Here is a 23,295-nt window from a genome sequence, read left to right as displayed (position 1 = left end):
ATTTGGGGAAGAAAAAATTCTTATCGTGGGCATTCATGCTGCTTTTATTAGTATCGACAGCGCTTTATGGCTGTAGTTCTGATAATGCATCAGAAGGCGGCGAAGGCGAAGGTGGAAGTGAAGGCGGATCCACTGAAGAGAAAACATTGATCTTTGGACGCGGGGGCGACTCGGTTTCTCTTGATCCGATTACAGTCACAGATGGTGAATCTTTTAAAGTAACGAAAAACATTTTTGATACGCTTGTGAACTTTGGTGAACAGGATACAGAAATTGAATCAGCATTAGCTTCCGAGTGGACAGCTTCTGAAGATGGCTTGACGTATACCTTCACCTTGGAAGAAGGCGTAAAATTCCATGATGATACTGATTTCAATGCAGAAGCAGTAGTCAAGAACTTTGAACGCTGGGCAGCCGGTGACGGGGAACAATACCCTTATTACGGTTCTATGTTCGGTGGGTATGGCGATGATGAAGGACATGTTATCGACTCTGTTGAAGCGACAGGCGATTACGAAGTTACCTTCACTTTGAAACGCCCACAGGCTCCATTCCTTAAAAACTTGGCAATGAGCCCATTTGCGATTGCCTCACCTACTGCGTTTGAAGCAGCAGGCGATACTTTCGGTGACAATCCGGTTGGAACAGGACCATTCGAATTTGTTGAATGGAAACGCAACGATACCATCACAATCGCGAAATTCGAAGATTATTGGGTGGATGGCGAGCCGAAGTTGGATCAAGTGGTCTTCCGCGCGATTCCAGATAACTCAGCTCGTTTAAACGCTTTACTATCAGGAGAAATTGATTTGGCAGACGGCATCACACCTTCTGATGGTGCGACAATCGAAGGGGATGAAAATCTTCAATTGTTTGAACGCCCATCTATGAATGTCGGCTACCTTGGTATGACAGTAACACGTGAACCTTTCGATGATCCAAAAGTACGCCAGGCGATAAACCATGCAATTGACAAGCAAGCGCTTGTAGATGCATTTTTCGAAGGCCGTGCGGAAGTAGCGAAAAACCCGATTCCGCCGGTCATCAGCGGATATAATGACAGCATCGAAGGATATGATTACAATCCTGAACGTGCAAAAGAGTTATTAGCTGAAGCTGGTCTTGCAGACGGCTTTGAAATGGAACTTTATGCAATGCCGGTTCCACGTCCGTATATGCCAGATGGCCAAAAAGTGGCAGAAGCTATTCAAAAGAACTTGGCTGATGTTGGCGTAACTGCTGAAATCGTGTCATTTGAGTGGGCAACTTATCTTGAGAAAGCTGCAAATGGAGAAGCCGATGCATTCCTGCTTGGATGGACTGGCGATAACGGCGATGCCGATAACTTCCTGTATGCCTTGCTTGACCAAGACAATGTCGGAACAAACAACTACACGTACTACGAAAATCAGGAATTGCATGATGTCTTGATCCAGGCACAATCAGAAGTTGACGAAGATCTGAGAAATGAACTGTATATGCAAGCTCAGGAAATCATCCATGAAGATGCTCCTTGGGTACCGCTTGCGCATTCTACACCGCTGCTTGCTGGTGGGAAAAACGTAATCAACTTCAAAGCACATCCAACAGGTTCTGACAAATTGGCTTCAGTAGATTTAGAGTAGGCAATTCCAGGGGAGGAAGTCGGATGATTTCCTCCCTTTTTTTCTTCCTGTTATACATATTGCAAGAGATGGAGAGGTGAAGAAGATGCTTCACTATATCGGAAGGCGGCTTCTACAGTTAATCCCGGTTTTACTCGGTATGACATTTATCGTATTTATGATCATCCGCGCAATTCCTGGTGATCCTGCACAAGTCATCCTTGGTCAACAAGCATCCGAAGAAGCGATAAAAGCATTACGGACAAATCTGGGGTTGGATAATCCTTGGTACATCCAGTACTTTGACTATTTAAAAGGGCTGGTGACAGGGGATCTGGGAGAATCACTGCGTACCCGAACTCCGGTGGTGGATGAAGTATGGCCATATTTGGCGGCAACAATCGAACTTTCTTTATTTGCAATTATTATTGCAGTTGTCATTGGCATCAACGCTGGCATCATTTCAGCCTGGTTCCAAAACTCGTGGTTTGATTACACGGCAATGATCATTGCGTTGATTGGTGTATCTATGCCGATCTTCTGGTTAGGTTTAATGAATCAATGGATTTTCTCGATCGAGTTGGGAATCCTTCCGACAACAGGGCGTGAAAATGTCCGTGATCCTGTCGATGTCATTACCGGTTTCTATGTCATCGATACATTGATTGCAGGCGATTTTAATCAACTATCTACTGTTCTGAAACATCTCGTGTTGCCGGGAACAGCTTTAGCGACAATACCGATGGCGATTATTGCGAGAATGACGCGTTCAAGCATGTTGGAAGTGATGCGTTCGGATTATGTCAGAACAGCGCGTTCTAAAGGCTTGTCGATGTTTTGGGTGGTTTACAAACATGCCCTTAAAAATGCTATCATTCCGGTCTTGACGATTATCGGTCTCCAGATGGGGCTGCTGCTTGGCGGTGCTATTTTGACGGAAACCATTTTCGGCTGGCCAGGAATTGGGCGTTATATTTACGAAGCAATTGGATTCCGGGATTATCCGGTCATCCAGTCCGGAATTTTGATCGTCGCATTTATTTTTGTCATGATCAATCTGTTTGTCGATCTGCTTTACGGCTTGGTTGATCCGCGCATCAAATATGATTAGGAAGGGGGAGACGTACATTGGCTGAAACAGCAATCAAACAAGACAAAGCGGAAATGCAGAAAGTCGCCGGCCCCTGGAAAGAGGCGTGGCGTGGTTTCCGTAAAAGCAAAGTTGCGGTTGTCGGAATGGGGATTGTCATATTTTTTGTATTGTTGGCGATTTTCGGTCCATTGTTTACTCCGCAAGGCATCAACGAACAAAACCTGTCTCAACGGCTTATGCCTCCTTCTTCCTCAAATTGGATGGGGACGGATGATTTTGGCCGGGACATCTTATCCCGAGTTGTCTACGGCGCCCGCATTTCGTTATGGGTCGGCTTTTTAGCGGTTATCGGATCGGTGGTAGTCGGCAGTATCTTAGGGATTTTAGCTGGGTATTACGGACGTTGGGTGGATACCATCATTTCCCGCATCTTCGATATCATGTTGGCATTCCCGAGTATTTTATTGGCGATTGCGGTTGTATCGGTTCTTGGACCCTCTCTGCGTAATGCATTGATTGCCATTGCCATTATCAACGTCCCGAACTTTGGGCGTTTGATCCGTTCGAAAGTTTTAAGCATCAAAGAAGATGAATACATCATGTCGGCAAAAGCGATCGGCATGAAAGACAACCGGATCCTAGTGTCGCATATTTTGCCGAATTCCATGGCACCGGTTATTGTCCAAGGGACACTGGCTATTGCGACAGCCATCATTGAAGCTGCAGCGCTTGGATTCCTTGGGCTTGGCGCACAGGCTCCATCTCCAGAATGGGGCAAAATGTTGGCAGACTCGCGTTCGTATTTGACGAATGCACCGTGGACCATGATTTTCCCGGGTGTTGCCATCATGCTGACAGTTCTTGGCTTTAACCTGATGGGCGACGGTTTGCGTGATGCTTTAGATCCACGAATGAAATCATGAGAAAAAACGTGCGGGGCAATTGCCCTGCACGTTTTTTTATATGGCATTTTCGAGGTCTTGGTCGACTTCTTCTGAATGGTAATTCAAGTAGGCAATGATGAGTAAGTCCAAATGTTCCAGTTGTTCTTCGTAATCCAGTATCGCTGATAAAACATGCATCAAATGATAGACCGAAAATTCATCCTCATTTTCCTCGTGTGCCAAATTTATTTCTTTTACAAAAATTGTCATTACTTCATTGCGTTTTATGACGGCATTTGCTCCAGAACCTTCACTATGCTCCGGCCTCAGTTTACCAACATATTTCATGTATAGTTGCTCGTGATAGCTGGCCAAACTCTCCAATCGCTCCTGGACCATCATATGGAAGTGTTCCGGGAGCTCCATCAACTCGTTTTCGAACCGATTCAGGCGCTTTAAAACTTCAAGGCTTTTTTTCGAGGTGGCAATCATCTGGCGATACAGCACTAATTTACGCGCTTTTGTATACTGTTGTTTTTTAGTGTAGCTGCGCTCTTCTTTGTAGAATGAGTACCATTGATCCACTTTTATCAGCTTTTCCGTCAATTTTTCAATGTCTTCTTTGACTGATGCGTGATCGGACGCATGGCGGATGGAGACGCGGATCCAGCGGACCACTTCTTCACTGACTTCATGGATTGAAGTGAACAGGCGAGTTTCATATTTAGGGGGCAGGAAGATCAGGTTTACAAAAAATGCTGATAAAATACCCAACATGACCGTGCTGATCCTCAACGAAGCAAAGGTCAGGAAGTTAGCGGAATGGGAGTCCATAATGATGATGATGGTGACCAACGTCAAAGGGACAGTATTTTCCAGCTTCAGTTTCAGCATGACCACAATGGCTAAAATCGCTGCTGCCCCTATGGTCAGATAATTATTGCCAAGGGTCAATACAAAAATAATGGCGATGGCTGCTCCAATCAAATTACCGTAAATCTGATCGAGCAAGGTCAGATAAGAGCGATAAATAGATGGCTGGATAGCGAAAATCGCTGCAACTCCTGCAAATACAGGGGAAGGCAATTCCAGTAAGTTAGCCAGGAACAAGGCCATAGAAATGGCCACGCCGGTTTTTAAGATACGTGCACCTAATTTCATTTACTTAAGGACTCCTTCCCATAAATATGGTTTTTACTTATTATAACTGTTTAAACGCTTGACGCACGGCTTGAATGGAAACTTCCACATCTTCTTCAGTGTGTTCAGTTGTTAAAAACCACGCTTCGTATTTCGACGGGGCAAGATTGATTCCCTGCTCCAACATCAGTTTAAAGAAGCGGCCGAAGATTTCTCCATCCGTTGCCTCAGCCTGTTCGTAATTTTCGACTTTGACATCGGTAAAATAGATGGTCAAAGCACCCTTCAGGCGATTGACGGTAATGGTCACACCAAATTCCTTGGCAGCTACCAAAATGCCTTCTTCAAGCTGGGCGCCCAATTTATCCATTTTCTCGTAGACGCCATCTTTTTGAAGCACTTCCAAGCAGGCAATTCCAGCTTGAATAGATGCTGGATTTCCAGCCATCGTCCCGGCTTGATAAGCTGGTCCCAAAGGGGCTACAGTTTCCATAATTTCTTTTTTTCCGCCATAAGCACCGATTGGCAAACCTCCACCAATGATTTTACCAAGAGCTGTAAGGTCTGGCACCAAGCCGAGCATGTCCTGTGCACCGCCGTAATGGAAACGGAATGCGGTAATCACTTCGTCATAGACAATCAATGCGCCTTTTTCATGAGCGATGCGATGGACTTCCTGCAAGTAGCCTTCGTGTGGTTCGACGATGCCGAAATTGCCGACAATCGGTTCCACCAGGATGCAGGCAATTTCTTCGCCCCAACGGTCCATCGCTTCTGCGAATGCCTGTGGATCATTGAACGGAATCGTTATCACTTCTTTCGCGATTGATTTGGGCACGCCAGCTGAATCGGGAATGCCGAGTGTTGCAGGGCCTGACCCAGCAGCAACAAGAACCAAATCGGAATGTCCGTGGTAGCAGCCTGCAAACTTCATGATTTTGGTGCGTCCAGTATAAGCACGTGAAACACGGATCGTCGTCATAACGGCTTCTGTCCCACTATTGACGAAACGGACTCTGTCCATGTTCGGCATTGCTCGTTTCAACATTTTGGCGAAGGTGATTTCGTGGCGGGTCGGAGTTCCGTACAGCAAGCCGGTTTCCGCAGCATGGGTAATGGCTTTTGTGATATGCGGATGTGCATGGCCGGTGATGATGGGTCCGTATGCAGCCAGATAGTCTATGTATTTATTGCCGTCGACATCCCAGAAATAAGCGCCTTTTCCACGTTCCATGGCGATGGGAGAGCCGCCGCCTACCGCTTTAAAAGATCTGGATGGACTGTTGACGCCGCCTACTATATGTTCTAATGCTTCTTCATGAAGCTCTTCTGATGTTGAATGATTCATTGAATGAAATGCCTCCTAATGATTAATCTATTCCTTATTGTAGACAAATTTATCCCTAAACGCCAAAGAAATTGAAACTGGCGCCTGTGTTCGGTACGATAGAGGGAAGAAAAGGAGTGATGGAGATGGCTGCATTGGAAGGTACACAAGCACCAGAATTCTCATTAAAGAATGAAGCGGGGGAAACGGTTTCCTTGCAGGATTTTGCAGGCAGTAAATATGTGGTCCTTTATTTCTATCCGAAAGACATGACGCCAGGATGTACGACTCAAGCCTGTGATTTCCGCGATGCGGAGGCTGATTTTTCAGCACTTAACGCAGTGATTCTGGGCGTCAGCGCCGATTCAGAAGACCAGCACAATAAATTCATTGAAAAACATGGCCTGCCGTTTTCGCTGCTGGTGGATGAAGACCATCTGGTTTCAGAAGATTACGGAGTCTGGGTCGAGAAGAATATGTACGGCAAAAAATCCATGGGCATAGAACGTGCGACTTATCTGATTGATCCAACTGGAACGATCGTAAAAGAATGGCGCAAAGTAAAAGTTCCAAACCACATCCAGGACGTTCTGGAAACGTTGAAAACTATCAGCAATCAGTAAGAAGGGAGACATTCATGGAAATCCTGTTTACATTCATTCCAAAAGAAGATCAACAGCAAAGGCTGGTAACCGAGTTCCCGGAAGTCGATTTCCATTTTCTCTATAAAGACAAAACGCGCTTGCCGTCTGCTGACATCATTGTCACCTACGGAGAAGACCTGACAGCAGCGGATATCGAGGCTGCTGAAAAAGTCCAGTGGATCATGGTTGCCAGTGCAGGGGTTGAAAAACTGCCTCATCAAGCGATTGCAGAACGAGGCATCACCGTTTCCAACGTCAAAGGCATCCATAAAATACCGATGGCTGAATCTGCCTTAGCTCATCTATTGTCATTAAAGCGCTCGCTTCCGATCATTTATGAAAATCAGCGTAACCAGGAATGGAACAGGAGAACCCGTTCTTCAGAATTGCATGGCTCTACAGCACTGATTCTCGGACCGGGTGCCATCGGTTCAGAGATTGGCAGGCTGCTGCAGGCTTTCGGCGTCAACACGATCGGCTGCAACCGTTCGGGCAGTCAGGCTCCACATATGGATGAAATGGTTTCTTTCGAGGACATTCTTAAGAAGCTTCCTCATGCAGATTACGTCATTTCAGTCTTGCCAAGTACGCAGGAAACAAAATATCTATTGAAGAGGGCGCATTTCGAGGCGATGAAAAAGACGGCGATTTTCATGAACCTTGGGAGGGGGGACCTCGTTTCGGATGGAGTGCTGTTGGGAGCATTGCAAAACGAAGAAATTGCTTATGCTGTGCTGGACGTTTTTGAACAGGAACCGCTTCCGAAGGACCATCCTTACTGGTCAATGAATAATGTTGTTGTGTCACCTCATGTATCAAGCCACTCAGGAAAGTATGTCGAACGCGCGCTGGATGTCTTTATTCCCAATCTCAAGAAATGGCTGGCTGACCAAACCATCCCGGCAAATCTGGTTAATATGGAAAAGGGGTATTGAACATGAAGATCTATACGAAAACTGGCGACAAAGGCACGACTTCATTGGTTTACGGAACACGCATCGCAAAAAATGATGTGGTAGTTGAAGCCTACGGTACATGTGACGAAGCAAATTCAATAATCGGCTTGGCAATTGGACACATGAATACCGAGTTTTTTGAAGAAAAGGAAGCGCTTTGTGAAATTTTTCATGAAATCCAGACAACTTTGTTTCATGTGGGTGCAGAACTGGCTACACCCAAAGGAAAAGAAGTGAAATGGAAATTGGGGGAAGAGGATGTCTTTAAGCTGGAGCAATGGATTGACCAGTATGACGCTGAAGTTCCGCCGCTCAGCAATTTCATTTTGCCGGGAGGCCATCCGTCTGGAGCGGCTCTTCATGTAGCGCGGACGGTCGTCAGAAGAGCTGAACGGGCGGTTTTGTCAATTGGACCCGATGTTCCTCCAAATGTACTCGCTTATTTAAACCGATTGTCCGACTTTTTATTCGTTGCGGCGCGTTTGGTCAACCAACGGCTTGGACGGAAAGAAAAAGGGTTGCACGAAAAATAAGAGGAAACTCGCGTAGCAAACGGCGGCAATATAGTGATTTCTTGACATCCACCACTCGGATTAGGTACACTGTTTATAACGATTACAATGTAAGAATATCTATGAAGTGAGGTGCACGGCGATGTCTGAAGTACAATTAAAAGACGCGCTTGATGCTTTGAAGTCAACAGGTGTAAGAATCACACCCCAACGCCACGCGATTTTGGAGTACATGATTCACTCAACAACACACCCAACAGCGGATGACATTTATCGCGCGCTCGAAAAAACGTTCCCTAATATGAGTGTTGCAACTGTTTATAATAATTTACGGGTGTTCAGAAAAGCGGGACTGGTAAAAGAATTGACATATGGTGATTCTTCAAGCCGATTCGATTTTGTCACACATGACCATTACCATATTATCTGTAACGAATGCGGAAAAATCGTTGATTTCCATTATCCAGGACTTGATGAAGTGGAACATTTAGCTTCTCATGTAACTGGCTTCCAAGTGGATTATCATCGTCTTGAAATTTACGGAACCTGCCAATTCTGCTCCAGCAAAACGGCAGAAGCCCAATAAGAGTTTAAACTGAAAGGAGCATACTGCGCATCGCGGTATGCTCCTTTTTTGAGACGTGAAAAAACATCCAGCGAATTTCTGATTCGCTGGATGTTTTCATTGTTGTGAACTTTTCTTATTGTAGTCCTGGTCAAACTCTTTTCCTTCTAAGGAGCGGTCCATTGTCAATGGTTCGTTGCAGTGCATGCAGATATCGACACGGCCCAGCATTTTTGTATGTTTTCCACAACTAGGACATTCAACTGGAATGGTTTTCATTGAAAGCAAACCGATCCAAGCATAGACAGCTGTGCTTCCGATAATCGCAATGACGCCCAGCAGCATGAAGATCACCATTACAACAGGATGATTTCTAAAATAAATGCCGACGTACATGATGACGATTCCGATGAAAATCAGCGCTAAGGCAAACGTCCGAATGCGATTGATTTTATTTTTATAAGGTTTCATGGTTTATTTCCTCCTTGCATCCATCATACTATATCATAAACGCCCTTAAAAAGTGATATCGATTTTCAAATGAAGGAATCCGCAATAAATATGTCGAAATAAAGAAAAGAAGAAGATAACCTGATTGGATCGAATGCCCGAGATATAGAGAACGGGAAGACCCGACAGATTATGGGGGCAATGAAAACACGCTGCAGTTCATAACTAGCCGCTCTGTTCATCTTCATGACGGAATGCGATAGAGACAGCAAGGAGTGAAAATTGATGGAACAAATCCTACGACCTATTTATCAGGAACGCGCCAGCCAAGAAAGTACACTTGGGGTGATTCTAGTAGAAAAAAGAGAAAAGGTCAGCCAAATTACGGATACCTTTGATTCGATTCTATTGATCATCACGAAGGAAAACGAAACCCCGGTGTTCACGAAGCATTATACCTATTTAGATAAAAAGGCTGCGATGCACATCGTGACCGAAAAGCAATTACATAAATGGCTGCTGCTTGGCACAAACCGGAAAATCGTAGATTGGCTTTTCTATGGGCGTGTCGTCTATGACCGTAATGAATTTATGGAGAAATTAAAGAAAGAGCTGAAAGACTATCCTTTCTATGGACGCAAAATCAAAATGGGGATGGAATTCGCCAAACTGATTCGCCGTTATATGGAAGGAAAAGCATTCTTTGAAGAAAAGAACTATATGGATGCCTATCATCATATGGTAGAGTCGCTGCATCATCTGGCCCGATTAGCAGTGCTTGAAAATGGGTTGCCGCCTGAGGTGACTGTCTGGTCACAGGTAAAACAAATGGAGCCGGCTATCTATAAACTATACGAAGAATTGATATCGAGCGATGAGCCGATCGACAAAAGGCTGGAATTGCTGTTTCTGGCAAGCGAATTCTATATTCATTCACGGACCCAGGACGGAGCTCTTCATATAAAGGAAGTGATGGAGAAGCAAAGCAGCTGGACGATCCAGGAATTGCATGAGCAGGAAGAATTGAAAAATTACTCATCCAATTTAGAGGTATTCATTGAATACCTTGTAGATAAGGAACTGATTTTTATTAACGGCGTTACGACGAAGAGCGAGGGAATCTTCCATAGATACTATTATGTGAAGGATTAATTCAGGGCTGGACGCTTGATTCTCTATCCAAAAGAAAGGGAGCAGCATAACTTGCAATAAGAAGTTCAGAGTCTATGATAAAGCAGGAGCTGTTGTTGAAAATCCGGTTGTTCGGACTTTTGGCAACAGCTTTTCTTTTGGAGAATCTGTTCTGAAAGAATAGAATGAATAATGATTTAATGGCAAGTTAATTGGAGGGTTTAAGTTTTTTAAACTTTTTTCTCTATAATCATTGACATACTCTAAGTAAATGTATTATGATAATACACGTCGCTAAGGGAAATTAAGTTTTTTACAATAATAAAAAAGCTTGACTCTTCCGATGAACGATGTTAAATTAGAGAAGTTGCTTTTACAGGACAAACACATTGAACCTTGAAAACTGAACAGCAAAACGTCAACAAACAGCAACGGCCGCGCAAAACGGCCCGCGCAAATCTACTGATCAGCTTATGCAGATCAAAGCGAACCGTGCGTCTAACGACCACGGTACGCCAGCAAGTCAAAGAGCAGTCAAATGTTCTCTATAATGGAGAGTTTGATCCTGGCTCAGGACGAACGCTGGCGGCGTGCCTAATACATGCAAGTCGAGCGGAACCATTGGAGCTTGCTCCATTTGGTTCAGCGGCGGACGGGTGAGTAACACGTGGGCAACCTGCCCTGCAGATCGGGATAACTCCGGGAAACCGGTGCTAATACCGAATAGTTTGCGGCCTCTCCTGAGGCTGCACGGAAAGACGGTTTCGGCTGTCACTGCAGGATGGGCCCGCGGCGCATTAGCTAGTTGGTGGGGTAATGGCCCACCAAGGCGACGATGCGTAGCCGACCTGAGAGGGTGATCGGCCACACTGGGACTGAGACACGGCCCAGACTCCTACGGGAGGCAGCAGTAGGGAATCTTCCGCAATGGACGAAAGTCTGACGGAGCAACGCCGCGTGAGTGACGAAGGTTTTCGGATCGTAAAACTCTGTTGTGAGGGAAGAACACGTGCCAACTAACTACTGGCATTTTGACGGTACCTCACCAGAAAGCCACGGCTAACTACGTGCCAGCAGCCGCGGTAATACGTAGGTGGCAAGCGTTGTCCGGAATTATTGGGCGTAAAGCGCGCGCAGGCGGTCCTTTAAGTCTGATGTGAAAGCCCACGGCTCAACCGTGGAGGGTCATTGGAAACTGGAGGACTTGAGTGCAGAAGAGGAAAGTGGAATTCCATGTGTAGCGGTGAAATGCGTAGAGATGTGGAGGAACACCAGTGGCGAAGGCGACTTTCTGGTCTGTAACTGACGCTGAGGCGCGAAAGCGTGGGGAGCAAACAGGATTAGATACCCTGGTAGTCCACGCCGTAAACGATGAGTGCTAAGTGTTAGGGGGTTTCCGCCCCTTAGTGCTGCAGCTAACGCATTAAGCACTCCGCCTGGGGAGTACGGCCGCAAGGCTGAAACTCAAAGGAATTGACGGGGGCCCGCACAAGCGGTGGAGCATGTGGTTTAATTCGAAGCAACGCGAAGAACCTTACCAGGTCTTGACATCCCGCTGCCCGGTGTAGAGATACGCCTTTCCCTTCGGGGACAGCGGTGACAGGTGGTGCATGGTTGTCGTCAGCTCGTGTCGTGAGATGTTGGGTTAAGTCCCGCAACGAGCGCAACCCTTGATCTTAGTTGCCAGCATTCAGTTGGGCACTCTAAGGTGACTGCCGGTGACAAACCGGAGGAAGGTGGGGATGACGTCAAATCATCATGCCCCTTATGACCTGGGCTACACACGTGCTACAATGGACGGTACAAAGGGCTGCCAACCCGCGAGGGGGAGCCAATCCCAGAAAACCGTTCTCAGTTCGGATTGCAGGCTGCAACTCGCCTGCATGAAGCCGGAATCGCTAGTAATCGTGGATCAGCATGCCACGGTGAATACGTTCCCGGGCCTTGTACACACCGCCCGTCACACCACGAGAGTTTGTAACACCCGAAGTCGGTGAGGTAACCACTTGTGGAGCCAGCCGCCGAAGGTGGGACGGATGATTGGGGTGAAGTCGTAACAAGGTAGCCGTATCGGAAGGTGCGGCTGGATCACCTCCTTTCTAAGGATGAATTCGGAACCGGGTTTCCCGGGGTTGACGTTTTGCGTTCAGTTTTGAAGGTTCACCTTCAGTGGCGACACTGGAATGATCTTCTATTAGAATATGAATTATACTCAAGAGGGCCTATAGCTCAGCTGGTTAGAGCGCACGCCTGATAAGCGTGAGGTCGATGGTTCGAGTCCATTTAGGCCCACCATTCTTCTTGGGGCCTTAGCTCAGCTGGGAGAGCGCCTGCCTTGCACGCAGGAGGTCAGCGGTTCGATCCCGCTAGGCTCCACCAATCATTTCGCACGCAGAAGTGATGAACTTGTTCTTTGAAAACTGGATAAAACGACATTGAAACATATATGCAAGCAATTCATGTACGCGTGGCTTTCGAGCCACAACTTTTTAATTGACCATTGGTTAAGTTAGAAAGGGCGCACGGTGGATGCCTTGGCACTAGGAGCCGAAGAAGGACGGCACTAACACCGATATGCTTCGGGGAGCTGTAAGTGAGCTGTGATCCGGAGATTTCCGAATGGGGGAACCCGCTGCCTTTAATCGGGCAGTATCCATGTGTGAATTGATAGCACATGAGAAGGCAGACCCAGGGAACTGAAACATCTAAGTACCTGGAGGAAGAGAAAGCAAATGCGATTCCCTGAGTAGCGGCGAGCGAAACGGGATCAGCCCAAACCAAGAGGCTTGCCTCTTGGGGTTGTAGGACACTCTATACGGAGTTACAAAAGGAAGGATTAGGCGAAGCGACCTGGAACGGTCCGCCGCAGCGGGTAACAGCCCCGTAGCCGAAAACCCTTCCCCTCCAGAGTGGATCCTGAGTACGGCGGAACACGTGAAATTCCGTCGGAATCCGGGAGGACCATCTCCCAAGGCTAAATACTTCCTAGTGACCGATAGTGAACCAGTACCGTGAGGGAAAGGTGAAAAGCACCCCGGAAGGGGAGTGAAATAGATCCTGAAACCGTGTGCCTACAAGTAGTCAAAGCCCGTTAATGGGTGATGGCGTGCCTTTTGTAGAATGAACCGGCGAGTTACGATTGCATGCAAGGTTAAGCTGAGAAGGCGGAGCCGCAGCGAAAGCGAGTCTGAATAGGGCGCCAGAGTATGCAGTTGTAGACCCGAAACCAGGTGATCTACCCATGTCCAGGGTGAAGGTAAGGTAACACTTACTGGAGGCCCGAACCCACGCACGTTGAAAAGTGCGGGGATGAGGTGTGGGTAGCGGAGAAATTCCAATCGAACCTGGAGATAGCTGGTTCTCTCCGAAATAGCTTTAGGGCTAGCCTCAAGATTGAGAATCCTGGAGGTAGAGCACTGTTTGGACTAGGGGCCCATCCCGGGTTACCGAATTCAGACAAACTCCGAATGCCAGTGATTTATGCTTGGGAGTCAGACTGCGAGTGATAAGATCCGTAGTCAAGAGGGAAACAGCCCAGACCACCAGCTAAGGTCCCCAAATATCCGTTAAGTGGAAAAGGATGTGGCGTTGCTTAGACAACCAGGATGTTGGCTTAGAAGCAGCCATCATTTAAAGAGTGCGTAATAGCTCACTGGTCGAGTGACACTGCGCCGAAAATGTACCGGGGCTAAACGGATTACCGAAGCTGTGGATGGACATCGTAGATGTCCGTGGTAGGAGAGCGTTCTAAGGGCGTTGAAGTCAGACCGCAAGGACTGGTGGAGCGCTTAGAAGTGAGAATGCCGGTATGAGTAACGAAAGACGGGTGAGAATCCCGTCCACCGAATGCCCAAGGTTTCCTGAGGAAGGCTCGTCCGCTCAGGGTTAGTCGGGACCTAAGTCGAGGCCGATAGGCGTAGACGATGGACAACAGGTTGATATTCCTGTACCACCTCCCCGCCGTTTGAGCAATGGGGGGACGCAGAAGGATAAGGAGAGCGTGCCGTTGGTTGTGCACGTCCAAGCAGTGAGGCGTGGAATGAGGCAAATCCCATTCCTGATACGTTGAGCTGTGATGGCGAGAGGCCTAGCCTCGGAGTCCCTGATTTCACACTGCCAAGAAAAGCCTCTAGCGAGGCGGGAGGTGCCCGTACCGCAAACCGACACAGGTAGGCGAGAAGAGAATTCTAAGGTGAGCGAGTGAACTCTCGTTAAGGAACTCGGCAAAATGACCCCGTAACTTCGGGAGAAGGGGTGCTCTGGTAGGGTGTATAGCCCGAGAGAGCCGCAGTGAATAGGCCCAGGCGACTGTTTAGCAAAAACACAGGTCTCTGCAAAACCGTAAGGTGACGTATAGGGGCTGACGCCTGCCCGGTGCTGGAAGGTTAAGGGGAGTGCTTAGCGCAAGCGAAGGTGCGAACTGAAGCCCCAGTAAACGGCGGCCGTAACTATAACGGTCCTAAGGTAGCGAAATTCCTTGTCGGGTAAGTTCCGACCCGCACGAAAGGCGTAACGATCTGGGCACTGTCTCAACGAGAGACTCGGTGAAATTATAGTACCTGTGAAGATGCAGGTTACCCGCGACAGGACGGAAAGACCCCGTGGAGCTTTACTGTAGCCTGATATTGAATTTTGGTGCAACTTGTACAGGATAGGTAGGAGCCTTAGAGCCCGGAGCGCCAGCTTCGGGGGAGGCGTCAGTGGGATACTACCCTGGTTGTATTGAAATTCTAACCCACACCCCTGATCGGGGTGGGAGACAGTGTCAGGCGGGCAGTTTGACTGGGGCGGTCGCCTCCTAAAGAGTAACGGAGGCGCCCAAAGGTTCCCTCAGAATGGTTGGAAATCATTCGCAGAGTGTAAAGGCAGAAGGGAGCTTGACTGCGAGACGTACAGGTCGAGCAGGGTCGAAAGACGGGCTTAGTGATCCGGTGGTTCCGCATGGAAGGGCCATCGCTCAACGGATAAAAGCTACCCCGGGGATAACAGGCTTATCTCCCCCAAGAGTCCACATCGACGGGGAGGTTTGGCACCTCGATGTCGGCTCATCGCATCCTGGGGCTGTAGTCGGTCCCAAGGGTTGGGCTGTTCGCCCATTAAAGCGGTACGCGAGCTGGGTTCAGAACGTCGTGAGACAGTTCGGTCCCTATCCGTCGCGGGCGCAGGAAATTTGAGAGGAGCTGTCCTTAGTACGAGAGGACCGGGATGGACACACCGCTGGTGTACCAGTTGTTCTGCCAAGGGCATCGCTGGGTAGCTATGTGTGGCCGGGATAAGTGCTGAAAGCATCTAAGCACGAAGCCCCCCTCAAGATGAGATTTCCCATTGCGCAAGCAAGTAAGATCCCTCAAAGACGATGAGGTAGATAGGTTCGAGGTGGAAGCGTGGCGACACGTGCAGCTGACGAATACTAATCGATCGAGGACTTAACCAAACAACCGTACAGATTCTTGCATGGAATCAATGTCGTTTATCCAGTTTTGAAGGAACAAGAAAAGTTTTTGAAAAAAAGCTTGAAAAAACCAGTTATAATGGTATAATAAATCTTGTCTTTCAAAATAAAATCAGTCTGGTAATGATGGCAAAGAGGCCACACCCGTTCCCATCCCGAACACGGCAGTTAAGCTCTTTTGCGCCGATGGTAGTTGGGGGTCTCCCCCTGTGAGAGTAGGACGTTGCCAGTCTGATCAATTATTCCGAAGTAGCTCAGTGGTAGAGCACCGCACTGTTAATGCGATGGTCGTAGGTTCGAGTCCTACCTTCGGAGCCAATTTTGGAGAGCTGTCCGAGTGGCCGAAGGAGCATGATTGGAAATCATGTAGGCGGGCAACCGTCTCAAGGGTTCGAATCCCTTGCTCTCCGCCAGAAGATAAATTCCCAAAACATACGGCCCCTTGGTCAAGCGGTTAAGACACCGCCCTTTCACGGCGGTAACACGGGTTCGAATCCCGTAGGGGTCACCAATTTCATGGAGGATTAGCTCAGCTGGGAGAGCATCTGCCTTACAAGCAGAGGGTCGGCGGTTCGATCCCGTCATCCTCCACCATTTACTCTTACATAATCAAGGTTGTACAGTGCAAATGTAATTTGTGAATGATATATTATTATCGCGGGGTGGAGCAGTTCGGTAGCTCGTTGGGCTCATAACCCAAAGGTCGCAGGTTCAAATCCTGCCCCCGCAACCAAATGGTCCCGTGGTGTAGCGGTTAACATGCCTGCCTGTCACGCAGGAGATCGCCGGTTCGATCCCGGTCGGGACCGCCATTTTTATGTAACAAAGTGGGTCAGTAGCTCAGTCGGTAGAGCATTAGATTGAAGCTCTAAGTGTCGGCGGTTCGATTCCGTCCTGACCCACCATTTTTTTATGAAATATCTCCATGCCGGAGTAGCTCAACTGGTAGAGCAACTGACTTGTAATCAGTAGGTTGAGGGTTCAAGTCCTTTCTCCGGCACCATTTTAAGGTGGGGTAGCGAAGTGGCTAAACGCGGCGGACTGTAAATCCGCTCCTTCGGGTTCGGCAGTTCGAATCTGCCCCCCACCACCAGTTTTTAGGGGCATAGTTTAACGGTAGAACAGAGGTCTCCAACACCTCCGATGTGGGTTCGATTCCTACTGCCCCTGCCAATTTTAAAAATTTTATGATGGCGGTCGTGGCGAAGTGGTTAACGCACCGGATTGTGATTCCGGCACTCGGGGGTTCAATTCCCCTCGTCCGCCCCAAGTTTTCATTTCATTAATGCGTTTATAAAATAGTAAAGTGGCGGTCGTGGCGAAGTGGTTAACGCACCGGATTGTGATTCCGGCACTCGGGGGTTCAATTCCCCTCGTCCGCCCCATCTTATTAATGGGGTATAGCCAAGCGGTAAGGCAACGGGTTTTGATCCCGTCATGCCCTGGTTCGAATCCAGGTACCCCAGCTTTATGCGGAAGTAGTTCAGTGGTAGAACGCCACCTTGCCAAGGTGGAGGTCGCGAGTTCGAACCTCGTCTTCCGCTCCATTATTTGGCGGCATAGCCAAGCGGTAAGGCATGGGTCTGCAACACCCTTATCACCGGTTCGAGTCCGGTTGCCGCCTCCATAATGATTTGCCGGCGTGGCGGAATTGGCAGACGCGCGGGACTCAAAATCCCGTTCCTTCACGGGAGTGTCGGTTCGACCCCGACCGCCGGTATTATGAAAGGGCCTGCCTGCCCTTTCCAAAACCCCTTAACTGTGAGCAATCATAGTTAAGGGGTTTTTTGTAATTTTTATTAGTAGTTGAGGGTATTTGAATTGAGAATTATATTTTCCTAAGACTTTTTAAGTTCAATATAAAGCGAGTACCAATATCTTATGGAGTAGCTTATTATAAATTTACGGATACGTTATTTTCAGGGAACAGAAAAAAGCATTAAGAGAAAAATAGGTTTGCTTTTCTGCTGATCTTAGCGATATGTTTATCTACTCAAAACTAATGAATGAAAGTGAAAATAAATGCAGCTCTTATGTATACACAATCATTCAGAACCTTAATAATATATATCTTGTCGAGTAAACATGAGGATATTCTTCTCTGGCGATAAATATAAATGAGATTTTAAAGGTCTTGGAAGCCACAGCATTATTAGTGTTCGTTGTATTTACCCTTTTGTTGACTTTGTTTTGTACAGAATGAAAAAATACGTAAGTTTTAATTTTTCCTAAATCTTATATTAATAAAGTATTGGCGAGTGAAATAAGATGTGCTATAATAATTCTTGTCCGCTAAATCATTACTTGCCGGCGTGGCGGAATTGGCAGACGCGCGGGACTCAAAATCCCGTTCCTTCACCGGAGTGTCGGTTCGACCCCGACCGCCGGTATACAGCAAGTTTAGAAGCAAGGCCCTGACTTTATTGTCTGGGCCTTTTTTCTTTTTCCAAAAAGTATTTTCTGCTTCAGAAAGAAGAAAAGTACCCACCAAAAAAACCGATGAAAATGTTACTTTTACATCGGCTTCTATATTCAGATGCTCGAAGCAATCTGTTCAGTTATTTAGCGTGTTTACAGCTTACACGCTTGTTCTCTGGGGCGAACATTCCATCCGGATTTTTTTTAAAGAGCCACGCATGCAAATCGTAATGCTGGCCTTTAGATCCGTCGTGGTTATCCATTGGTCCCTGAAACTTCTCATTGAATAATTTTGGAGTTTTGTTAGTTTCCTCTGCAGGGACATACCATTCAGCGGCGACTAACTTATAGCTTCCATCTTTTAGTGGTTCATAAACCAGGATTTCAGGTTTTTTGATGTTAAGTTTCGCGTCATCTGCTCGGTTAGGTTTGATTAAGTGAATCCCCATATTCGGTACACAGGCTCCAGGTACTAATCCAACAAACCCTTCATCCAATGCGACATCAATATCCCGATACTTCTTAAGCGCTTTTTTGCTGATGGCTACTTCTTCACGGACACTGTACTTGTGATCATCGTCGTCGTGATGCGGATGGGCACTGACACTCGATAGAGAGGATAGACTGAGAAACGCGGCCATGAGAGCGACGATAAACTTTTTCACTTTACTCCCTCCTTGGTGTATTTTTGTTGTATGTATTAATAATATGTTTTTTCACCGTCAATTATAAACCTATATTTTAAAAGTGCAACATATAAGAATTAATAATCGAATTAATTTTAAGGGAATAAAAGTGTGGAACCAGTTATTAAAACGTTTGAAAACGTAAAGAAGCACTATGGTGAGAAGAACTAATGTATTCTTTATAGGAAGTGAAATAAAATGTTATACTAATCTGAATAAAAAGTAGACCAGTACATTCTAATAATTGAAAAGAGGGACGGTTATGCAGGCAAGAAATTGGCATGGGATTGAGGCGGCTGAACTGCTGAAGCTCTTTGGTACAGATATAGAGAGTGGGCTGGATGAAGAAGAAGTAGCCAAGCGGCAAGCGGAATTCGGAACGAACGAGCTGCCGGAGCCCAAGAAAGACCCGGCGCTTATCAAGTTTTTCAAGCACTTTAATGATGTGCTGATTTACGTGCTGCTTGCAGCAGCGGTCGTGACTTTGTTTTTAGGACATTATATCGATACAGCGGTAATTTTGATGGTGGTTGTAATCAATGCGATTATCGGTTATATCCAGCAAAGCAAAGCGGAAAAGGCATTGGACAGCATTCGAAAAATGCTGTCATTAAAAGCGACAACGCTTCGGAGTTCAGTTAGGAAGGAAGTGCTGTCAGCCGAATTGGTTCCTGGAGATATTGTGGTGCTTGCGGCAGGTGATCGGATTCCTGCTGATATCCGGATTCTGGAAGCGGACAATTTGAATGTTGAGGAATCATCACTGACGGGCGAATCGACAGCGGTCGAAAAAAATTCGGCAATGCTGCCGGATGATACAGGGCTGGGTGACCGTTTGAACATGCTGTTTGCGGGGACAACAATATCTTCCGGTTCCGGAACGGGAATTGTTGTGGCAATCGGAGCAGATACCGAACTTGGGAAAATCAGCTCTTCAATGGAAGAAGTAGAAGGATTGCAGACGCCACTATTAAAGCAGACGGCGGCTTTCGGAAAAGTGATTTCACTGATTATTGTCGTTAGTGCTGTTGTAATGTTTGGCATCGGCTACGTGTTCCATGATTACGAAACAGCCGATTTGCTGCTGGCCATTATCGGTCTGACTGTAGCGGCGATTCCTGAAGGCCTGCCCGCTGTGCTGTCCATCATCTTGGCGCTTGGCGTACAGCGCATGGCAGGGAAGAATGCTATTGTCCGCAATCTGCCATCTGTTGAAACTCTTGGAGCTGTCACGGTAATTTGTTCGGACAAAACCGGAACGTTGACGAAAAATGAAATGACCGTCACTTCGGTGATGCTGAAAGATAAAGAATTTTCCGTGACCGGAACCGGCTACTCGCCAAAAGGGACGATTCTTCATGACAATAAATCAGCAAATCTTGAAGATCATCCGGATTTACAGGAATTTCTGACAGCTGTTAAAACGGTCAATGAATCCTATTTAAGATGTGATGAACAAGGACATTGGGTCATTAGCGGAGATGCTACAGAAGGTTGTCTCATTACACTCGCTGAAAAAGCGGAAGATGTTGTAGACCGGCTGCCGATTCTGTCAAAGATTCCGTTTGACTCGAGCTATAAATACATGGCGGCTTTGGTCGACTACGGTGGCAGTAAATGGATATATGTAAAAGGGGCACCAGAGCGTTTATTGAAAATGGCCGATTTGGAATCTTTTGCTGGAGAAGGGGAAGGTTGGCATGACAAAATGTATCAGCATGCCAATAGAGGCGAGCGGCTGATGGGGGCTGCTGTCAAAGGAGTCAGCACTTCCAAACTCTCTATTGACCAGGGAGATATGGAATCTGGATTCAGGCTGATCGGATTGGCAGGAATTATCGATCCGCCACGGGAAGAAGTCATCGAAGCGATACAGCAATGCAAAAAGGCCGGGATCATCGTGAAGATGATCACCGGTGACCATAAGGATACAGCTGTCGCAATCGGGGCTCAGATGGGCATAGGAGACGGCAAGCGTGTACTTGAAGGCAGAGAGCTGGATCGGATGGATGACCGGCAATTGACGCATGCTGCATTGAATTACGATGTCTTCGCGCGCACCAGTCCAAATAATAAGCTGCAGCTGGTCAAAGCACTGCAGGCTGAAAATCATGTTTGTGCGATGACCGGGGATGGTGTCAACGATGCTCCTGCTTTAAAACGTGCGGACATCGGGGTGGCCATGGGGATAAAAGGGACGGAAGTATCGAAGGAAGCTGCTGGAATGGTGCTGGTGGATGATAATTTCAGTACGATTGTCAATGCGGTGAAAGAAGGCAGACGCGTTTACGACAATCTGAAGAAGACCATCCTCTTCATCCTGCCGACGAATGTTTCGGAAGGCGCTTTGATATTCGTCAGCATCCTGTTCGGCACGACTTTGCCGTTGACGGCGGTACAGATCTTGTGGGTGAATATGATTTCCGCAATCACCATATCGCTGGCAATCGCCTTTGAGAAGCTGGAGCCGGGTGCTATGGAGCGGCCTCCTAGAAAATCGAATGCTAAATTGCTCGGTCCTTATTATATTTTCCGTGTGGCCTTCGTATCATTTGTCATCTGTGGTGGAATTCTATTAATGAACAGGCTCTTGGCCGACCAGCAGGTGGATCCGGCGATCATCAATACAATGACATTGCAGGCATTGGTGATGTCGCAATTGATGTATTTATTCAATTGCCGGAGCGAAACAGAGTTTGCAGTGAACCGTGATTTTTTCTCGAATAAAATCGCGTTCTTGGTATCGGGCATCTTGATTGCTGTGCAATTGGCGGTTACCTACGTGCCCTTTATGAATATCCTGCTTGGAACCGTGCCGTTGGAAGCCCAGTTTTGGATATGGCCGCTTGTGATCGGCATGTCCGTCTTCATTATCGTGGAACTGGAGAAATGGGTTGTCCGCCAGTACAGAAAATCCGGGAAATTCCTTAAAACAGATACATAGCCGCTGCAGTTTTTAAATGGAAAGAAGGAGAAAATTGTGGATGCCAAAATTCAAAAGATTACACCGAATTTTTGGTTTGACATGAACGCTGAAGGACTGGTTCAGCGTTTCCTGGCAGGTGGTGCCGCTCGAGTTGAATCGGATGCTGGACGATACGGCAGAAGAGAAAGTGGAGTGGGTGATGGCAGCGCTGCTGCAGATGAAGAAATTGGACCTTGGTGAATTGCGGCGTGCATACGAAGGATGACAATTAAATGCAGTGGCTGTTCCCTCCTTATCGCTGTGGATGAGGTGGGAATTTTTCTGGTCTGTTTGAGTTGTTCAGCGCGGAGTTTTTGAGTTTCGATCGGGAAATGTGTATGCTGAACTAGAATCGGTGATTCTGCAGCAAAAAGGAGAATTTGATGAAACCTATACATAGCAATATTTTGGAGTTCAGAGGAAGCCATTACGACTTTGGAGTCAAGCAAGGCGAGCTGTTAAAGGATAGTATTACCTTAGACAACCGGACTAAGCAATGGCAGGCGAAGAGGCCTAGATTTGAAATAGATGTGCAGGACACGGAAGATGCCTACCGCAAGTTTGCCCCTGGAATATGGGATGAACTGACGGGTCTGCAGGAGAGCCTCGAATTGCCGATGGAAGACGTTTTGCGTGATTTCGGCGGCTTCCGGATCGACGCCATGCCATCCGGCTGCTCGATTGTTACGGGCCAGGATTTTATGGTCCGCAACTATGACTTTCATCCGCAGACCTATGAAGGGCGCTTCAGTCTGTTTCAGCCGGACGATCAGGGCTACGCCATCATTGGACCGACTTCACGCATTACAGGCCGCATGGACGGCATGAACGAAAAAGGTTTGGCGATGGGCTATAACTTCACACACCGGAAAAAACCCGGGGATGGGTTTGTCTGTTACCTCATCGGCCGCATCATCCTGGAAACCTGTGCGACCATCGACGATGCTGTGGCGTTGCTGAAGGAAATTCCTCACCGTGGATCGTTCAGCTATATCGTGACCGACCCAAGCGGTGAAACGCGCATCATTGAAGCGAGCCCGCGTGCGGTCGATGTCCGGATCAGCAATGTCTGCACCAACCATTTTGAAATCCAGCAGCATGAAAACCGCAATTACCTCAAGGACTCGTTTGGCCGGCTGGAAGCCATCCGCAATCAAAAAAGCCAGACCGAGGATGCACTGCAGGCGTTCCGTCTGTTCAATGATCCAGACAAAGGAGTCTTTTCAGAGTTGTATAAAAGCTGGGCAGGGACCATTCATACCTCGCTTTATTTGCCAAAGGAAAAGAGTGTCTGGTTTGCGCTTGGCGGTAATCAGCCCCCGACCGTTTTCGATTTCGGCAGTTGGCTGCAGGGACAAAATCTGGACGTCCAGAAAATACACGGAACTATCGATACAGAAATCGGATTTGCCCATATGGACAAGCAGTTTTTATCTAAACAAGAAAAAGGCGCCAGCATTTAAATTGC

15 protein-coding genes, 19 tRNA genes and 3 rRNA genes are annotated in these 23,295 nt (G+C 47.3%); 33 read left to right on the top strand and 4 right to left on the bottom strand.

From position 1 onward, the window contains the following. The first annotated feature begins 2 nt into the window (after positions 1-2). From AC1MEO_RS07780 to AC1MEO_RS07770, 3 genes are all read left to right on the top strand, one after another. Complete coding sequence (locus AC1MEO_RS07780) at positions 3-1,625, top strand: ABC transporter substrate-binding protein (RefSeq protein ID WP_480335406.1); 1,623 nt, start codon at positions 3-5, stop codon at positions 1,623-1,625. Positions 1,626-1,710: 85 nt separating this feature from the next. Then, positions 1,711-2,715 (top strand): ABC transporter permease, encoded by a 1,005-nt coding sequence (locus AC1MEO_RS07775; protein WP_480336055.1) that lies wholly within the window; start codon positions 1,711-1,713, stop codon positions 2,713-2,715. Positions 2,716-2,768: 53 nt separating this feature from the next. Next, positions 2,769-3,620: an ABC transporter permease gene (locus tag AC1MEO_RS07770; RefSeq protein ID WP_480336053.1), complete on the top strand. Its 852-nt coding sequence runs from the start codon at positions 2,769-2,771 to the stop codon at positions 3,618-3,620. 36 nt (positions 3,621-3,656) lie between these two features. Here AC1MEO_RS07770 and AC1MEO_RS07765 read toward each other — a convergent pair whose 3' ends face one another. Together AC1MEO_RS07765 and AC1MEO_RS07760 are read right to left on the bottom strand one after the other, a co-directional pair. Further along, positions 3,657-4,742: an FUSC family protein gene (locus AC1MEO_RS07765; protein ID WP_480335405.1), complete on the bottom strand. Its 1,086-nt coding sequence runs from the start codon at positions 4,740-4,742 to the stop codon at positions 3,657-3,659. Positions 4,743-4,782: 40 nt separating this feature from the next. Continuing rightward, a complete protein-coding gene (locus tag AC1MEO_RS07760) occupies positions 4,783-6,069 on the bottom strand; it encodes a glutamate-1-semialdehyde 2,1-aminomutase (RefSeq protein WP_480335403.1) in 1,287 nt (428 codons plus the stop codon). Between the two features lie 125 nt (positions 6,070-6,194). On the opposite strand from AC1MEO_RS07760, the gene bcp reads away from it, so the two are divergent. From bcp to perR, 4 genes are all read left to right on the top strand, one after another. Next, positions 6,195-6,671, top strand: a complete 477-nt coding sequence (gene bcp / locus AC1MEO_RS07755; RefSeq protein ID WP_480335402.1) for a thioredoxin-dependent thiol peroxidase — start codon at positions 6,195-6,197, stop codon at positions 6,669-6,671. A gap of 14 nt (positions 6,672-6,685) precedes the next feature. Continuing rightward, complete coding sequence (locus AC1MEO_RS07750; RefSeq protein WP_480335400.1) at positions 6,686-7,627, top strand: D-2-hydroxyacid dehydrogenase; 942 nt, start codon at positions 6,686-6,688, stop codon at positions 7,625-7,627. A 2-nt stretch (positions 7,628-7,629) separates the two neighbouring features. Continuing rightward, positions 7,630-8,181 carry a cob(I)yrinic acid a,c-diamide adenosyltransferase gene (locus AC1MEO_RS07745; protein WP_480335398.1) on the top strand — a complete coding sequence of 184 codons (552 nt, stop codon included), beginning with the start codon at positions 7,630-7,632 and terminating at the stop codon, positions 8,179-8,181. A gap of 121 nt (positions 8,182-8,302) precedes the next feature. Then, positions 8,303-8,746 (top strand): peroxide-responsive transcriptional repressor PerR, encoded by a 444-nt coding sequence (gene perR / locus AC1MEO_RS07740; RefSeq protein ID WP_480335396.1) that lies wholly within the window; start codon positions 8,303-8,305, stop codon positions 8,744-8,746. Between the two features lie 96 nt (positions 8,747-8,842). On the opposite strand, the gene AC1MEO_RS07735 is transcribed toward perR, so the two are convergent. After that, positions 8,843-9,196, bottom strand: coding sequence for a YgzB family protein (locus tag AC1MEO_RS07735; protein ID WP_480335395.1), 354 nt, complete (start codon positions 9,194-9,196; stop codon positions 8,843-8,845). Positions 9,197-9,460: 264 nt separating this feature from the next. Between AC1MEO_RS07735 and AC1MEO_RS07730 the strand changes: the two genes are divergently transcribed. From AC1MEO_RS07730 to AC1MEO_RS07620, 23 genes are all read left to right on the top strand, one after another. Then, positions 9,461-10,327 carry a nucleotidyltransferase-like protein gene (locus AC1MEO_RS07730; protein ID WP_480335394.1) on the top strand — a complete coding sequence of 289 codons (867 nt, stop codon included), beginning with the start codon at positions 9,461-9,463 and terminating at the stop codon, positions 10,325-10,327. Between the two features lie 526 nt (positions 10,328-10,853). Continuing rightward, positions 10,854-12,405: ribosomal RNA gene (locus AC1MEO_RS07725) — 16S ribosomal RNA — on the top strand. 119 nt (positions 12,406-12,524) lie between these two features. Next, positions 12,525-12,601 (top strand) — tRNA-Ile (locus AC1MEO_RS07720). A gap of 8 nt (positions 12,602-12,609) precedes the next feature. Next, a tRNA-Ala gene (locus AC1MEO_RS07715) sits at positions 12,610-12,685 on the top strand. A gap of 123 nt (positions 12,686-12,808) precedes the next feature. After that, positions 12,809-15,740, top strand: a 23S ribosomal RNA gene (locus AC1MEO_RS07710). A gap of 134 nt (positions 15,741-15,874) precedes the next feature. Next, a 5S ribosomal RNA gene (rrf, locus tag AC1MEO_RS07705) occupies positions 15,875-15,990 on the top strand. The 16S, 23S and 5S rRNA genes sit together here with 18 tRNA genes alongside, the layout of an rRNA operon. 11 nt (positions 15,991-16,001) lie before the next feature. Continuing rightward, positions 16,002-16,076 (top strand) — tRNA-Asn (locus AC1MEO_RS07700). 5 nt (positions 16,077-16,081) lie between these two features. Further along, positions 16,082-16,171: transfer RNA gene (locus tag AC1MEO_RS07695), tRNA-Ser, on the top strand. A 23-nt stretch (positions 16,172-16,194) separates the two neighbouring features. Beyond that, a tRNA-Glu gene (locus AC1MEO_RS07690) sits at positions 16,195-16,269 on the top strand. Between the two features lie 7 nt (positions 16,270-16,276). Next, a tRNA-Val gene (locus tag AC1MEO_RS07685) sits at positions 16,277-16,352 on the top strand. A 62-nt stretch (positions 16,353-16,414) separates the two neighbouring features. Continuing rightward, positions 16,415-16,491 (top strand) — tRNA-Met (locus AC1MEO_RS07680). A 3-nt stretch (positions 16,492-16,494) separates the two neighbouring features. Next, positions 16,495-16,570 (top strand) — tRNA-Asp (locus AC1MEO_RS07675). Between the two features lie 17 nt (positions 16,571-16,587). Next, a tRNA-Phe gene (locus tag AC1MEO_RS07670) sits at positions 16,588-16,663 on the top strand. Between the two features lie 22 nt (positions 16,664-16,685). Continuing rightward, positions 16,686-16,761 (top strand) — tRNA-Thr (locus tag AC1MEO_RS07665). A 6-nt stretch (positions 16,762-16,767) separates the two neighbouring features. Beyond that, positions 16,768-16,851, top strand: a tRNA-Tyr gene (locus AC1MEO_RS07660). Between the two features lie 6 nt (positions 16,852-16,857). Continuing rightward, positions 16,858-16,931: transfer RNA gene (locus AC1MEO_RS07655), tRNA-Trp, on the top strand. 20 nt (positions 16,932-16,951) lie between these two features. After that, positions 16,952-17,027 (top strand) — tRNA-His (locus tag AC1MEO_RS07650). Positions 17,028-17,067: 40 nt separating this feature from the next. Then, positions 17,068-17,143 (top strand) — tRNA-His (locus AC1MEO_RS07645). 9 nt (positions 17,144-17,152) lie between these two features. After that, positions 17,153-17,224 (top strand) — tRNA-Gln (locus AC1MEO_RS07640). A gap of 6 nt (positions 17,225-17,230) precedes the next feature. Further along, positions 17,231-17,305, top strand: a tRNA-Gly gene (locus AC1MEO_RS07635). Between the two features lie 6 nt (positions 17,306-17,311). Further along, positions 17,312-17,385, top strand: a tRNA-Cys gene (locus AC1MEO_RS07630). 9 nt (positions 17,386-17,394) lie between these two features. Then, positions 17,395-17,478, top strand: a tRNA-Leu gene (locus tag AC1MEO_RS07625). Between the two features lie 586 nt (positions 17,479-18,064). After that, positions 18,065-18,148: transfer RNA gene (locus AC1MEO_RS07620), tRNA-Leu, on the top strand. 168 nt (positions 18,149-18,316) lie between these two features. Here the strand turns inward: AC1MEO_RS07620 and AC1MEO_RS07615 are convergent. After that, complete coding sequence (locus tag AC1MEO_RS07615; protein WP_480335393.1) at positions 18,317-18,841, bottom strand: hypothetical protein; 525 nt, start codon at positions 18,839-18,841, stop codon at positions 18,317-18,319. 283 nt (positions 18,842-19,124) lie between these two features. Here AC1MEO_RS07615 and AC1MEO_RS07610 point away from each other — a divergent pair, with 283 nt between their 5' ends. The 3 genes from AC1MEO_RS07610 (at position 19,125) to AC1MEO_RS07600 (ending at position 23,290) form a co-directional block, all read left to right on the top strand. Continuing rightward, positions 19,125-21,806, top strand: coding sequence for a cation-transporting P-type ATPase (locus tag AC1MEO_RS07610; protein WP_480335391.1), 2,682 nt, complete (start codon positions 19,125-19,127; stop codon positions 21,804-21,806). A 36-nt stretch (positions 21,807-21,842) separates the two neighbouring features. Beyond that, entirely contained in the window at positions 21,843-22,028 is a 186-nt protein-coding gene (locus AC1MEO_RS07605) for a hypothetical protein (RefSeq protein ID WP_480335390.1), read from the top strand. A gap of 182 nt (positions 22,029-22,210) precedes the next feature. Then, complete coding sequence (locus AC1MEO_RS07600) at positions 22,211-23,290, top strand: C45 family autoproteolytic acyltransferase/hydolase (protein ID WP_480335388.1); 1,080 nt, start codon at positions 22,211-22,213, stop codon at positions 23,288-23,290. The last annotated feature ends 5 nt before the right edge of the window (positions 23,291-23,295 follow it).

The sequence above is a fragment of the Planococcus sp. BI3 genome (assembly GCF_056680115.1).
Note: the sequence above shows the minus strand (reverse complement) of the source record. Positions and strands in the feature narration are given on the sequence as shown.

Bases quoted from the DNA above. Each gene is read 5' to 3' on its own strand.
- AC1MEO_RS07765 (WP_480335405.1), bottom strand. From the start codon at position 4,742: ATGAAATTAGGTGCACGTATCTTAAAAACCGGCGTGGCCATTTCTATG.
- AC1MEO_RS07735 (WP_480335395.1), bottom strand. From the start codon at position 9,196: ATGAAACCTTATAAAAATAAAATCAATCGCATTCGGACGTTTGCCTTA.
- AC1MEO_RS07600 (WP_480335388.1), top strand. From the start codon at position 22,211: ATGAAACCTATACATAGCAATATTTTGGAGTTCAGAGGAAGCCATTAC.
- bcp (WP_480335402.1), top strand. From the start codon at position 6,195: ATGGCTGCATTGGAAGGTACACAAGCACCAGAATTCTCATTAAAGAAT.
- AC1MEO_RS07730 (WP_480335394.1), top strand. From the start codon at position 9,461: ATGGAACAAATCCTACGACCTATTTATCAGGAACGCGCCAGCCAAGAA.
- AC1MEO_RS07750 (WP_480335400.1), top strand. From the start codon at position 6,686: ATGGAAATCCTGTTTACATTCATTCCAAAAGAAGATCAACAGCAAAGG.
- perR (WP_480335396.1), top strand. From the start codon at position 8,303: ATGTCTGAAGTACAATTAAAAGACGCGCTTGATGCTTTGAAGTCAACA.
- AC1MEO_RS07760 (WP_480335403.1), bottom strand. From the start codon at position 6,069: ATGAATCATTCAACATCAGAAGAGCTTCATGAAGAAGCATTAGAACAT.
- AC1MEO_RS07775 (WP_480336055.1), top strand. From the start codon at position 1,711: ATGCTTCACTATATCGGAAGGCGGCTTCTACAGTTAATCCCGGTTTTA.
- AC1MEO_RS07770 (WP_480336053.1), top strand. From the start codon at position 2,769: ATGCAGAAAGTCGCCGGCCCCTGGAAAGAGGCGTGGCGTGGTTTCCGT.
- AC1MEO_RS07610 (WP_480335391.1), top strand. From the start codon at position 19,125: ATGCAGGCAAGAAATTGGCATGGGATTGAGGCGGCTGAACTGCTGAAG.
- AC1MEO_RS07745 (WP_480335398.1), top strand. From the start codon at position 7,630: ATGAAGATCTATACGAAAACTGGCGACAAAGGCACGACTTCATTGGTT.